At 74.2% G+C, this 12,861-nt stretch carries 12 protein-coding genes and 1 tRNA gene; 10 read left to right on the forward strand and 3 right to left on the reverse strand.

Annotated features, from left to right (window positions below; translation table 11 throughout):
* Nucleotides 1-146: 146 nt before the first annotated feature.
* The gene (locus tag ACZ6NC_RS29745; protein WP_465736860.1) at nucleotides 147-737 is read right to left on the reverse strand and encodes a 5-formyltetrahydrofolate cyclo-ligase; all 591 of its coding nucleotides are present in this window, start codon (nucleotides 735-737) and stop codon (nucleotides 147-149) included.
* 105 nt (nucleotides 738-842) lie between these two features.
* Here ACZ6NC_RS29745 and ACZ6NC_RS29750 point away from each other — a divergent pair, with 105 nt between their 5' ends.
* The 8 genes from ACZ6NC_RS29750 to ACZ6NC_RS29785 all read left to right on the forward strand — a co-directional run bounded on the left by ACZ6NC_RS29750 (nucleotide 843) and on the right by ACZ6NC_RS29785 (nucleotide 7,190).
* Complete coding sequence (locus tag ACZ6NC_RS29750) at nucleotides 843-1,751, forward strand: GGDEF domain-containing protein (protein ID WP_465736861.1); 909 nt, start codon at nucleotides 843-845, stop codon at nucleotides 1,749-1,751.
* Nucleotides 1,752-1,764: 13 nt separating this feature from the next.
* A complete protein-coding gene (gene galU, locus ACZ6NC_RS29755; protein ID WP_465736862.1) occupies nucleotides 1,765-2,685 on the forward strand; it encodes a UTP--glucose-1-phosphate uridylyltransferase GalU in 921 nt (306 codons plus the stop codon).
* A 26-nt stretch (nucleotides 2,686-2,711) separates the two neighbouring features.
* Nucleotides 2,712-4,079, forward strand: a complete 1,368-nt coding sequence (gene glp, locus ACZ6NC_RS29760; RefSeq protein WP_465736863.1) for a molybdotransferase-like divisome protein Glp — start codon at nucleotides 2,712-2,714, stop codon at nucleotides 4,077-4,079.
* A gap of 167 nt (nucleotides 4,080-4,246) precedes the next feature.
* On the forward strand, nucleotides 4,247-4,687 hold the full coding sequence (gene moaC, locus ACZ6NC_RS29765) for a cyclic pyranopterin monophosphate synthase MoaC (protein ID WP_465736997.1): 441 nt from the start codon (nucleotides 4,247-4,249) through the stop codon (nucleotides 4,685-4,687).
* On the forward strand, nucleotides 4,684-5,202 hold the full coding sequence (locus tag ACZ6NC_RS29770; protein ID WP_465736865.1) for a MogA/MoaB family molybdenum cofactor biosynthesis protein: 519 nt from the start codon (nucleotides 4,684-4,686) through the stop codon (nucleotides 5,200-5,202). Before moaC ends, ACZ6NC_RS29770 begins: the two co-directional genes overlap by 4 nt.
* Nucleotides 5,199-5,825 carry a GNAT family N-acetyltransferase gene (locus tag ACZ6NC_RS29775; RefSeq protein ID WP_465736998.1) on the forward strand — a complete coding sequence of 209 codons (627 nt, stop codon included), beginning with the start codon at nucleotides 5,199-5,201 and terminating at the stop codon, nucleotides 5,823-5,825. Before ACZ6NC_RS29770 ends, ACZ6NC_RS29775 begins: the two co-directional genes overlap by 4 nt.
* A 150-nt stretch (nucleotides 5,826-5,975) precedes the next feature.
* Entirely contained in the window at nucleotides 5,976-7,034 is a 1,059-nt protein-coding gene (gene sepX / locus ACZ6NC_RS29780) for a divisome protein SepX/GlpR (protein ID WP_465736867.1), read from the forward strand.
* An 82-nt stretch (nucleotides 7,035-7,116) separates the two neighbouring features.
* A tRNA-Ala gene (locus ACZ6NC_RS29785) sits at nucleotides 7,117-7,190 on the forward strand.
* A 213-nt stretch (nucleotides 7,191-7,403) separates the two neighbouring features.
* Here ACZ6NC_RS29785 and ACZ6NC_RS29790 read toward each other — a convergent pair.
* Together ACZ6NC_RS29790 and ACZ6NC_RS29795 are read right to left on the reverse strand one after the other, a co-directional pair.
* Nucleotides 7,404-8,294, reverse strand: a complete 891-nt coding sequence (locus tag ACZ6NC_RS29790; protein ID WP_465736869.1) for a peptidase — start codon at nucleotides 8,292-8,294, stop codon at nucleotides 7,404-7,406.
* A gap of 2 nt (nucleotides 8,295-8,296) precedes the next feature.
* Nucleotides 8,297-9,616 carry a VWA domain-containing protein gene (locus tag ACZ6NC_RS29795; RefSeq protein WP_465736871.1) on the reverse strand — a complete coding sequence of 440 codons (1,320 nt, stop codon included), beginning with the start codon at nucleotides 9,614-9,616 and terminating at the stop codon, nucleotides 8,297-8,299.
* A gap of 337 nt (nucleotides 9,617-9,953) precedes the next feature.
* Between ACZ6NC_RS29795 and ACZ6NC_RS29800 the strand changes: the two genes are divergently transcribed.
* Both ACZ6NC_RS29800 and ACZ6NC_RS29805 read left to right on the forward strand, forming a co-directional pair.
* Complete coding sequence (locus tag ACZ6NC_RS29800) at nucleotides 9,954-11,285, forward strand: FtsW/RodA/SpoVE family cell cycle protein (RefSeq protein WP_465736873.1); 1,332 nt, start codon at nucleotides 9,954-9,956, stop codon at nucleotides 11,283-11,285.
* The gene (locus ACZ6NC_RS29805) at nucleotides 11,285-12,787 is read left to right on the forward strand and encodes a penicillin-binding transpeptidase domain-containing protein (RefSeq protein ID WP_465736875.1); all 1,503 of its coding nucleotides are present in this window, start codon (nucleotides 11,285-11,287) and stop codon (nucleotides 12,785-12,787) included. Before ACZ6NC_RS29800 ends, ACZ6NC_RS29805 begins: the two co-directional genes overlap by 1 nt.
* Nucleotides 12,788-12,861: the final 74 nt, after the last annotated feature.

Raw genomic sequence — 12,861 nt, forward strand, 5'->3', positions numbered from 1 at the left:
ACAAGCTGGTGCTGACCACCGGCTGACCACCGGCTGACCGACCGCACGGCCGCGGCCCCGCCCCTCCCCGCACCGGGGGAAGGCGGGGCCGCGGTCGTGTTCCGGCCAGGCCGTCGTCGGCTCGGTTGCCGTCAGCCCGGTTGCCGTCAGCCCAGCCGTTCCCGGTCCAGCCGGTGCAGCCCCGACGGCGTGAGCGCGGCGTCCACCGGCAGGTCGTGCGGCTCGGCCGGCACGCTTGCCAGGAGCTCGTGCTCGTACAGCAGCACGGCCAGCAGCGGGCGCACTCCGGCCCGCCCCAGCCGGGCCAGCACCCGGTCGTACGAGCCGCCGCCCCGGCCCAGCCGCAGACCCTGCCGGTCCACCGCCAGGCCCGGCAGCAGCACCAGCTCCGCCCCGGTCACCGCCTCAGGGCCGAGCCGGCCGCCGACCGGCTCCAGCAGCCCCCGCCCGGCCGGGGCCAGCGCACCCGGGCCCTCGTAGGCGGCCCAGTCCAGGTCGTTGTCGGCCAGCAGCACCGGCAGCAGCACCCGCACCCCGCGTGCCAGCAGTGCGTCCAGCAGCGGCCGGGTGCCCGGCTCGGCGCCGACCGACACGTACGCGGCCACCGTGGCACCCGGCGCGGCCAGCTCCCCGGCGTGCCCGGCCAGCGCCTGCGCGGCCGCCTCCCGGGCCTCCGGCGACAGCGCGCGCCGCTGCGACAGCAGCCGTGTCCTCAGCGCGCTCTTCTCGTTGTGCATGGGATCCTCCACGGCTCGACCCTTCACGGCTCGATCCTCCCCGGCTCGGTGCTCCCCGGCTCTGTGCGGGCGACGCCCAGAGCCTGACACGCGGAAGGCGCCCCGATGTCCACCCCGCTGCTGGTCCAGGCCCTGGCCGCGCTGAGCGTCCCCGCGCTGGCCGGCGCCACCGTGCTCGGGCTGCGACTGCGCCGCGGCGACCGGGGCCAGGCCGCCCGCGAGGCCCGGCTGCGCGAGCGGGTCGCCGAGCTGGAGGCCCGCTGCGCCGAGCTGGAGCGCACCGCCTCCTGCGACCCGCTCACCGGCGTCTGGAACTACCGGCACCTGCAGCTCACGCTGGACAAGGAGATCGAGCGCGCCCGCCGCGCCGAGCAGGCCGAGCAGCAGGAGGGCCCGCGCCCGCTGGCCGTGCTGCTGCTGGAGATCGCGGGCTTCGAGGCGGTCATCGCCGAGCACGGTCGGGCCCGGGCCAACGCGGTGCTGCGCGACCTCGCCCAGCGGCTCGGCATGGAGATCCGCCGCTCGGACACCTTCGGCCGGTACAGCGGCGAGGAGTTCCTGGCCGTGCTGCCGGACACCGGCGCCGAGGGCGCCGCGCAGGTCGCCGAGCGGCTGGCCTGGTCGGTCCGCCGCCACCTGCTGCTGGACTGGTCCTCCGGCCCGCGCGAGGACCGCCGCCCGCACGGCAACGGGTTGACCGCCGCCGTCGGCCTCGCGGTGCTGCCGGAGGACGGCACCCACGCCGCCGTCCTGCTCCGGGCCGCCGACCGGGCCCTCGCCGAGGCCCGGGCGGCCGGCGGGGACTGCTGGCGCGGAACGGTTCCCCCGCGGTCGGAGGGCGGCTCCGACGCCGAGCGTGACCGTTCCGGAAAGGCGGGTAGTCTGTCCGCCTGTGCCGGAGGGGACACCCTCGCCTCTCCCGTCACTTCCTCTCTGCCTGCCATCGTGGCCGGGCCCAGCGACGTGCTGTCATCACCGGTCAACCGCGCTCGGCCAGGCGTAAACATGCCTTAGTAAGGTAAAACGCATGACGACGACCAGCTCTCGAGTGCCGGTAACCAAGGCCGTGGTCCCCGCGGCCGGACTGGGCACCCGCTTCCTCCCGGCGACCAAGGCGACTCCGAAGGAGATGCTGCCGGTCGTCGACAAGCCGGCGATCCAGTACGTCGTCGAGGAGGCGGCCGCCGCCGGGCTGTCCGACATACTGATGGTCACCGGCCGCAACAAGCGCGCTCTGGAGGACCACTTCGACCGCGCGTACGAGCTGGAGGAGCTGCTCGCCCGCAAGGGTGACCAGGACCGCCTGCGCCGGGTCCGCGAGTCCGTCGACCTGGCCAACATGCACTACGTCCGCCAGGGCGACCCCAAGGGCCTCGGCCACGCCGTCTCGGTCGCCGAGCAGCACGTCGCCGGCCAGCCGTTCGCCGTCCTGCTGGGCGACGACCTGATCGACCCGCGCGACCCGCTGCTCGCCCGCATGATCGAGGTCCAGCAGGAGCTCGGCGGCTCGGTCGTCGCGCTGATGGAGGTCGACCCCTCCCAGATCCACCTCTACGGCTGCGCGGCCGTCAAGGCCAACGGTTTCGGCGAGGACGTCTTCCAGGTGACCGACCTGGTCGAGAAGCCCGACACCGCCGACGCCCCGTCGAACTACGCCGTCATCGGCCGTTACGTCCTCGACCCCTCGGTCTTCGACGTGCTGCGCGAGACCCCGCCCGGCCGTGGCGGCGAGATCCAGCTCACCGACGCCCTGCGCGAGCTGGCCACCCGCGAACCGGAGGTCGGCGGCCAGGTGCACGGCGTCCTCTTCAAGGGCCGCCGCTACGACACCGGCGACCGCGCGGACTACCTGCGCGCTATCGTCCGACTGGCCTCCGAGCGCGAGGACCTGGGCCCGGAGTTCCGCTCCTGGCTCCGCGAGTTCGTCGCCTCCGAGCTGCAGGACTGACCTACCGACAGAGAGCGAGTGAGCCGATGACCGGGTCCACGGAAAGCAGCACCACCCCTGCCGCAGCCTGCTGCGAGGGAGCCGCGGACCCGGCACCGGCCGCTCGCCCGGTCAGGCTCTGGACGGTCGACGAACACCTCGCCGACGTCCTGGCCACCGTCGGCCCGCTGCCCGCGATCGAGCTCCAGCTGCTCGACGCCCAGGGCTGCCGGCTCGACGAGGACGTGCACGCCGACGGCGACCTGCCGCCCTTCGACAACAGCTCGATGGACGGCTACGCGCTCCGCACCGCCGACACCGCCGGCGCCACCGCCGAGTACCCCTCGGTGCTCGCGGTGGTCGGCGACATCGCCGCCGGCGCCGGCGAACTGCCGAAGGTCGGCCCCGGCCAAGCCGCCCGGATCATGACCGGCGCCCCCGTCCCGCCCGGCGCCCAGGCCGTCGCCCCGGTCGAGTGGACCGACGGCTCCAGCGGCAGCGGGCAGGCCGCCGACGCGATGACCGCCGCCGTCGAGGACGAGGAGGTCCGGGTACTGCGCCCGGTCTCCGACGGCGCCCACATCCGCCTCCGCGGCAGCGACGTCGCGGCCGGCTCGCGGGTACTGGAGGCCGGCACCCGGCTCGGCCCCGCCCAGCTCGGCCTGCTCGCCGCGATCGGCCGGGCCACCGTGAAGGTCCGCCCGCGCCCGCGCGTGGTCGTCCTCTCCACCGGCAGCGAGCTGGTCCAGCCCGGCGAGCCGGTCGGCCCCGGCCAGATCTCCGACTCCAACAGCTACACCCTCACCGCCGCGGCCCGCGACGCCGGCGCCATCGCCTACCGCGTCGGCGGCGTGCCGGACGACGCGGCGCGGCTGCGTGCCGTCCTGGAGGACCAGCTCAGCCGGGCCGACCTGATCGTCACCAGCGGCGGCGTCAGCGTCGGCGCGTACGACGTGGTCAAGGAGGTCTTCGAGTCCTACGGCGGGGTCGACTTCCGGCGGCTGCGGATGCAGCCCGGCAAGCCGCAGGGCTTCGGCCGGATCGGCGCCGGGAGCGGTGCCGGGGCCGGCGGCTCCGGGGTGCCCCTGCTGGCTCTGCCCGGCAACCCGGTCAGCGCCTACATCTCCTTCGAGCTGTTCGTCCGCCCGGTGATCCGCACCATGCTCGGCGCCGCCGACGTCCACCGCCCGGTGGTCCGCGCGCTCTGCCCGGCGACGCTGCGCTCGCCCGCCGGCCGGCGGCAGTTCCTGCGCGGCCGGTACGACGCCGCGGCCGGCGTGGTCGAGCCGGTCGGCGGGGCCGGGTCCCACCTGGTCGGCGCGCTGGCCCGGGCCGACTGCCTGATCACCGTCCCCGAGGACGTCACCGAGCTGCCCGCCGGCAGCGAGGTGGACGTCGTCCTGCTCGGCGGCTGACCGCCCGGCGCGGCGGGCCGTCTCGCGGACGCGGCCCGTCCCACGCCCCGGCCGGGACGGGGGGTACGGTAGCGCGGTATTCGACCTGCGCGCCCCCTGGAGCACCCGTGAGCACCTCACCCCCCGGCGACCGCCTCACCCACGTCGACGACCAGGGCGCGGCCCGGATGGTCGACGTCTCCGAGAAGGCCACCACCGCGCGCACCGCCGTCGCGGCCGGCCGGGTCCGGGTCTCCCCGCGCGTGGTCGAGCTGCTGCGCGGGGAGGGCGTGCCCAAGGGTGACGCCCTCGCCGTCGCCCGGATCGCCGGGATCATGGGCGCCAAGAAGACCCCGGACCTGATCCCGCTCTGCCACCCGATCGCGGTCTCCGGGGTCAAGGTCGACCTCTCGGTCGCCGACGACGCGGTCGAGATCACCGCCACCGTGAAGACCGCCGACCGCACCGGCGTCGAGATGGAGGCGCTCACCGCCGTCGCGGTGGCCGGCCTCACCGTGATCGACATGGTCAAGGCCGTCGACAAGAGCGCCACCATCGAGTCCGTCCGGGTGCTCAGCAAGACCGGCGGCAAGAGCGGCGACTGGTTCACCCCGGAGGCGGGCGCATGAGCGAGCCGGGCATGCGCGCGCTGGCCGTCACCGTCTCCAACCGGGCCTCGGCCGGCGTCTACCAGGACAAGGGCGGCCCGCTGCTGGTGGCGGGCCTGCGCGCGATGGGCTTCACCGTCGACGGCCCCGTGGTCGTCCCCGACGGCGAACCGGTCGAGGCGGCCCTGCGGGAGGCCGTCGCGGCCGGCTACGACGTGGTGCTGACCACCGGCGGCACCGGCATCTCCCCGATGGACCTGACCCCCGAGATGACCTCCCGGGTCATCGACCGGCAGGTCCCCGGCATCGCCGAGGCCATCCGGGCCCACGGCCGAGAGAAGGTCCCGACCTCCGCGCTCTCCCGCGGGCTGGCCGGCCTCGCCGGACGTACCCTGATCGTCAACCTGCCGGGCTCGACCGGCGGCGTCAAGGACGGCCTGGCCGTCCTGGAGCCGTTGCTCGCCCACGCCGTCGACCAGCTCGGCGGCGGGGACCACCCCCGGCCCGACGCACCTGCTTCCGGGAGAGCGCACTGAACGCCGGCTGGCCGGTAGAGCTCCACGAGGGGGACGTCGCGCTGCGCCCGATCCGGGTCCGCGACCAGCGCGAGTGGCAGGAGGTCAGCCGGCGCAACCGGGACTGGCTGCGCCGCTGGGAGGCCACCGTGCCGCCCGGCCCGGCCGGCCAGGGCGCCGGTCCGCGGCCCACCTACCGGCAGATGGTCCGGTTCCTGCGCGGCGAGGCCTCGGCCGGGCGGATGCTGCCCTTCGTCGTGCTCCACAAGGGCCGGCTGGTCGGCCAGCTGACCGTGGGCGGGATCACCTGGGGTTCGATGTGCTCGGCCAATGTCGGCTACTGGGTCGACGAGGCGGTGGCCGGCCGGGGCATCATGCCGACCGCGGTGGCACTTTCGGTGGACCACTGTTTCCGCACGCTCGGACTGCACCGCATCGAGGTCTGCATCCGCCCGGAGAACGGGCCGAGCCGGCGGGTGGTGGAAAAGCTCGGCTTCCGCTCGGAGGGAATGCGGCCGCGCTATCTGCACATCGACGGCGACTGGCGGGACCACCTGGTGTACGCGCTCACCGCGGAGGAGGTCCCCGAGGGGATGCTGGAGCGCTGGCGGGCGCTCAGTTCCGGGCACCGCCGCAGGAATTGAATATATGTTCGAAGGAAATATCGATATGGCATCGGCGTGGCGACGGACGGGCACAAATGCCGGCAAAATAGTCGGAGAATCAGCTTGATCACACGACACGCCGTGCCAAATTGCTGCCAGGCCTTCCCCGGCGCCCGTACGGTGTGAAACGTGAGCAGTAGCGGCCTTATCTACGCCGTCATCGTAGGGGCCTGGGCCGCCTATCTCGTGCCGATGTGGCTCCGCAGGCAGGACGAGCTCAACGAGGCGCGCCCGACGGAACGCTTCAGCACCGCCATCCGCCTGCTGGCCGGGCGATCGGCGCTGGAGCGGCGGGCATCCCGGGCCCTGGGCGACGAACCGCGTGACGACGAGCAGAGCAAGGACGGCCCTCCCGGACGGGACGAGGCCGCCTCCGGCGACCCTGGGAGCGGCACCGTCGAGGAGCCCGTGGAGGGCCCGGCGGACGATCCGGCCGAGCGTCCCGCGGAGCACCCCGCCGGGCACCCGGCGGAGCGGACGGCCGAGCGTGCGGCCGAGGAGACCGCCGAGCGGCGGGCCGGGGCCGAGCGCCGGGCCCGGCTGCTGGCCCGGCGGCGCCGGATGGTCAGCTTCCTCTTCCTGGCGTTCGCGCTCGGCGCGGTCGTCGCGGCGGTGGCCGGTCTGGCCTTCCTCTGGGTCCCGGCCGTGCCGGCGGTCCTCCTCACCCTCTACATCGGCCACCTGCGCAAGCTGGAGCGCCAGCGGTACGAGGTGAAGCTCGACCGCGCCCGGGCCGCCCAGGCCGCCGAGCGGCTGCGCAAGCGCGAGCAGCAGCGCGCCGAGGCCCGCCCGGCCGAGGAGCCGCTGCCGGATGCCCCCGCGGAGCCCGTCCGTGCCCGCCCGCACCTGCGGCTCGCCACCGACCCGGCCCCCGCCGACCCCGCCCCGGCCGCTGCCGGCGGCTCCGCCTCGGCGTCCGCCGTGGCGGAGGCGACCGAGCACGAGGAGTGGGTCGACGGCATGCGCGAGCGCGGCGCGGCCGGCCCGGACTCCTGGGAGCCCGTCCCCGTCCCGCTGCCGACCTACGTCACCGCCCCGGTGGCGCCCCGGGTCACCCGCGGCCTCGATCTGTCGGCCCCCGGCACCTGGACCGCCGGCCGCCCCACCGAGGCCCGCACCACACCGCTCTTCGACCAGTACGCCGAAGCCCCGGCCCCCGAGACCCGCCCTCGCGCCGCCAACGAATGACCGCGCCGGGCCGCCGACCAGGACGGCGTCCCGGGGGGTGGTCACAACCCCCCTCCGAAAGGTGCTAAAGTTTCTTCTCGTTGGGGCTGTGGCGCAGTCCGGTAGCGCACCTCGTTCGCATCGAGGGGGTCAGGGGTTCGAATCCCCTCAGCTCCACCCAACAGGAAGTCCCGCCCGATCATCAGATCGGGCGGGACTTCTGCGTTGTGGGGGCAGGGGCGCCGGACGGTGGGTCAGGCGGGCGGGGTGGGGCGCCGGTTCGGCGACGTGACGGTGATCACTCCCGTGTGCCAGTGCCGTTTCCGGGGGAACGGCCGAGGGCCGGGCGGAGCGGGTGCTCCGGCCGGCCCTCGGGGTGGGCGGGGTCCGTCAGGGCTGGCCCGAGCCCGCGTAGGGGCCCGGCTGCGGGGCGCCGGCCTGCGGCGGCACGGTGCCGTAGCGGGCCGGACGCCGGCCGCGCGGGTGGCGGGTCAGGGTGTAGCCCGCGACGCCGGCCAGGGCGGCCAGGGCGCCGCCCGCCACGGTCCAGAACCAACGGCTGTTCCAGCCGGAGAACCAGCCGGTGTACCAGTGGTCCTCGGGCTCCTCGGGCGCGGCCGCCTTGGCGGTCGGGGCGCCGCCGCCGGCCGGCGGGACGAGCGGGGCCTTGAGCTCGCCGCCCTCCGGCTGGGCGTTGTCCGCGTCACCCTTGGCGGCGACGTGCAGCTGGACGGAGGCCGCGAGGCCGAGGTCGGGCTGCGGGACGTCGGAGACCGAGAGGCGGACGTAGTAGGTGCCGGGCAGCGGGTCGCCGGACCACGGCTCGGCCCAGGAGCGGACCTCGCGCAGGGTGCAGTTCAGCGCGAGCGACGCCGCGGCGGGCTCGGCGGTCGCGTTCTGGGTGCCGGCGGTGCAGGACTGGCGGCGGCGCAGCCCGTCGAACACCTCGACGCTCCAGGTCTGCGGGCCGTGCCGGTCGGCGGAGGGGGCCAGGTTGACGGTCAGGCCGACCGTCGGGGTCTGGCCCTCGGAGGCGCCGAACGCCCAGTACAGGTAGTCGCCGGTGGAGGCGGCGACGTTGGCGTCCTGGCCGGCGGCGAGGTTGACCGCGGTCAGGAAGGACGTCCCGGCCTTGGTGACGGGGGCGGGGCTGCCGCTCGCGCCGGCGGAGGGGGACGGTGAGGCGGCGGAGGCGGCCGGGGCCGCGACCACGAGGGCCGGGAGCAGTGCGAGCCCGGCCAGGGCGCTACGGAAGGCGCTGCGAGTCGTCGAGTTGCGCATGGTCAGTTCTCCCGCCAGACAGCGATCCGCCAGCGTGCGATCCAGCCGAAGAGCAGGCCGGTCAGCAGGCCGGCCAGGGTGAGCACCAGCAGCAGGATCCAGCCGCGGCCGAGACCCATCGCCGGGCCGTCCGGGGCGGGCGAGGCGGCGGTCAGGTCGACCGTCAGCTCCAGCGGCAGGCCGGGCTCGGCCTGGACGCCGGGCTGGGCGGCCAGCGAGTTGCTGACGACCAGGCAGACGGTGGTCTCCGGCTTGCCGCTCGGGGAGGCGGAGGGCGTCGCGGAGGCGTAGCCCTTGGAGTCGTCGGTGGACCAGCGCAGGCCGGTGGAGATCACGTCGGTCCGGCCGCTGCCGGCGTCGGTGCCGCGGACCAGTTCCTGGCCGGCGGTGCTGGTGGCCTGGAGCAGGACGCCGTAGTCGCGGGCCACGGCCCGGTCCACGGAGACGCTGACCGAGGCGCGCAGCTCCTGTCCGGCCTTGACCGGGACGCGGTAGACGCGGTGCTCGGAGAACTTCTCCCGGTCGCTGTAGACGCCGGGGGTGAGCACGGGCGCGCTCTCGCACTTGTCGGTGCCCGCGGTCTTGACCGGCGCCACGGTGTAGGTGTCGCTGGAGCGGTCGACCAGCTGCTTCACCTTGTCGGTGAGCTGCTCCTGGGTGCGGACGTCGGTGTAGGTGCCGCCTGTGGCGTTGGCGATGCAGAGCAGCTGCTGACGGGTCTTGTCGTCGTGTGCCAGGCCCAGCGTGTCGACCACCAGGTGGATGCCCTGGGCGGCCAGTTCGCGGGCCACGTCGCACGGGTCCGGCGGGGCGCAGGAGTCCTCGCCGTCGGTGATCAGCACCACCCGGCGGGTGGTCTCGCCCTTGCCGAGGTCCTGGGCGGCGCCGCGCAGGGCCAGGCCGATCGGGGTCCAGCCGGTCGGGCGCAGGGTGGCGACGGCCGTCTTGGCCTCGACCTTGTTGGTCTTGCCGACCGGGAAGAGCTGCTTGGTGTCCAGGCAGCCCTGGGCCTTGTCGTCGCCGGGGTAGTTGGCGCCGAGGGTGCGGATGCCGAACTCGGTCTCCGCGGGCAGGGCGTCGATCACCTCGTTGAGGGACTGCTGGGCCACCGCGATGCGGCTCTTGCCCTGGATGTCGGTAGCCCGCATGGAGCCGCTGACGTCCAGGACGAGGTCGACCCGGGGGGCTTCCTTGCCGGCGGCGGCGCCGGCTGATGGTTCGTCGGCATGGGCGGGCAGGCCGCTGAGCAGCGCACCGCCTGTTATCGCCAGGGCGGCCAGCAGGCTGCCGAGCCTGGCTTTCGGTCGTCGTCCGGTAGTCACCCGCCAGATCCTAGGGATCATCAGTTCGCCGTGGCCAACGCGGTCCGGTGCGCGGGCGGCCGGGATCCGGCGTGAACTCCCGGACGCCGGTGGGCGATCGGGCGCCGGGCGCCGAGGGATGCGCCGAGAGGGGCCGAGGGGGCCCCGGAGGGGTTCCGGGCAATGCGGGACACACCGGGGATAAGAGTCAATAAATATGGATAGTGCTCGTTAGGGTGACGAAAGGGGCAACGGGCTCGGCCGCCCGTCCGCCCCGATCGCCGTCGTAGGACGGCCCACCCCCGCACCATCACCGCAGCAGGGACACCCAGGACGGTCCGTGGCGACACCCTCCGCCGTGACGAGAAGCGCCGGCCGGCCGCGCCGGACGGTGCCCACCCGGCGCAACACCGAACTCGCGCTGGTCCTCGCCGCCGTGCTGATCGCCGTCTTCGGCTACGCCGAGGTCGGGGTCGACATCGACGGCACGGTGCCCGCCGACGCGGCCGAGTACGGCGCCGCGCTCGGTGTGCTCGCGTTGCTGGCGCACGCCGTGGTCCGCTGGAAGGCGCCGTACGCCGACCCGCTACTGCTGCCCATCGGCGTGCTGCTCAACGGGATCGGCCTGGTCGTCATCTACCGCCTGGACCGGGCCACGGCGGGCAGTGGCGCGGCGCCCACCCAGCTGCTCTGGTCCACCCTCGGGGTGGGCCTGTTCATCGCCGTCGTCCTGCTGTTGCGCGACCACAAGCGGCTGCAGCGCTACGCGTACATCGGCGCGCTGGTGGCGCTGGTCCTGCTGGTGCTGCCGATCTTCTTCCCGCCGGTGTACGGCTCGCGCATCTGGATCACGATCGGGCCGCTCTCCTTCCAGCCGGGGGAGTTCGCCAAGATCCTGCTGGCGGTCTTCTTCGCCGCCTACCTGGCGGTGCACCGGGACGCGCTGGCGCTGACCGGCCGCCGGGTGCTCTGGTTCCAGTTGCCGCGCGGGCGGGTGCTCGGGCCGGTGCTGCTGATCTGGGCGGCCTTCGTCGGGGTCCTCGTCCTGGAGACCGACCTCGGCACCTCGCTGCTCTTCTTCGGCCTCTTCGTGGTGATGCTCTACGTGGCCACCGCGCGCAGCGGCTGGATCGCGATCGGGCTGTTCCTGGCCGCGGTGGCGGCGGTCGGGGTCGGCTGGCTCTCGCCGCACGTGCACAGCCGGGTCAACGACTGGCTGGACCCGCTCGGCTCGATCGCGGCCGGGCGGGGCGCCAACCAGATCGCCCAGTCGCTGTTCGCCTTCGCCTGGGGCGGGGAGCTGGGCACCGGGCTCGGCAACGGGCACTCGGTGCTGATCGGCTTCGCCGCCAAGTCCGACTTCATCCTCGCCACCATCGGCGAGGAACTGGGCCTGACCGGGCTGATCGCGCTCTTCCTGCTGTACGCGCTGCTGGTCTCCCGGGGGTTCCGGACCGGCATCGCGCTGCGCGACCCGTTCGGGCGGCTGCTGGCGATCGGGCTGGCCGCGATCGTCGGCCTCCAGGTGTTCGTGGTCGCCGGCGGGGTGCTGGACCTCATCCCGCTGACCGGGATGACGCTGCCGTTCGTCGCCCAGGGCGGCTCCTCGGTGGTGACCAACTGGATCATCGTCGCGTTACTGGTGAGGATGAGCGACTTCGCCCGCCGGCCGGCCCCCGAGGAGGCCTGATGGCGCTGGGCCGGGGCAACGGGCCGCAGGGCCGGCCCGGGATCTCCGTCACCGGGCGCCGGGCGGGCACCTTCTGCCTGCTGCTGATCGGGGCACTCTGCGTCCAGGCAACTCGGGTGCAGGTGTTCCAGGCCGAGGAGCTGGACCACAACCCGGCCAACCAGCGACTCACCATCGAGCGGTACTCCCAGCCGCGCGGCAACATCCGGGTCGGCGCCGACAGCGTCACCGGCTCCGAACCGACCGGCGGCCGGTACGACTACAAGCGCACCTACACCGACGGGCCGCTGTACGCGGCCGTCACCGGGTACTCCTCGCAGGCATACGGCAACACGCAGCTGGAGGGGACCGAGGACGACCTGCTCTCCGGCACCGACAGCCGGCTGGCGAGCTGGGCAGTCTGGGACGCCATCGCCCGGAAGCAGAACCCGGGCGGTGACGTCCACACGACGATCGACCGGGCCGCCCAGCAGGCCGCGATGCGCGGGCTGGGCGGCCAGAAGGGCGCGGTCGCCGCGATCGAGCCCGCCACCGGCCGGATCCTGGCGCTGGCCAGCACCCCCTCGTACGACCCGGGGAGCTTCGCCGGCTCCTCCGCCGCCGACCAGGCGGCCTGGAACAAGCTGCAGGCCGACACCGACCAGCCGATGCTCAACCGGGCGCTGCGCCAGACCTACCCGCCGGGCTCGACCTTCAAGGTGGTCACCGCGGCGGCCGCGCTGCAGAGCGGCGTGGTCTCCGACATCGACGTGCCGACCAGCGCGCCGTACCCGTACGTGATGCCCGGCACCACCACGCCGCTGGTCAACGACACCGCGGCCTGCGACGAGCCGGGGCAGTCGCTGGACACCGCGATGGTCCACAGCTGCAACAGCACCATGGGCTATCTCGGGGTGCAGGTCGGGCTGGACGGGATGGTGGCGATGGCCGAGAACTTCGGCTTCAACGACGCCAAGCTGGACACCCCGGTCCGGCCGGCGCGCTCCAACTTCGACACCGAGATGAACCAGTCCCAGGTGGCGCTCTCCTCGATCGGCCAGTTCGACACCGCGGCCACCCCGCTGGTGATGGCGATGGTCGCGGCCGGGGTCGCCGACAACGGGACCGTGATGCGTCCACAGCTTGTGGACAAGCTGACCAAGAGCGACGGCACCACCGTGCAGCTGATGCGTCCGGAGGTGTACCGGCAGGCGATGAGCCCGGCGGTGGCGGGGCAGGTGCGGAAGCTGATGACCGACGTGGTGGAGGACGGCACCGGGCGCAACGCCCGGATCGCCGGCGCGGTGGTCGGAGGCAAGACCGGCACCGCCCAGCACGGGGTGGACAACACCGGGACGCCGTACGCCTGGTTCATCTCCTGGGCCAGGCCGGCCGACTCGAACGACGTGCCGCCGGTGGCCGTCGCCGTGGTGATCGCGGACAGTGACGCCACGGACGTCACCGGCGGTGGCCTGGCGGCGCCGATCGCGCGCTCGGTGATGCAGGCCGTGCTGGGCGGCTGACGGCGCCGAAGCAGCCCTGACCTGCGACTTAGCTGCTCGGTGGGAGATCCGCCGTTTGCGAAGTGTCCGGTTTG

It is taken from the genome of Kitasatospora sp. NPDC041988 (genome assembly GCF_055588525.1).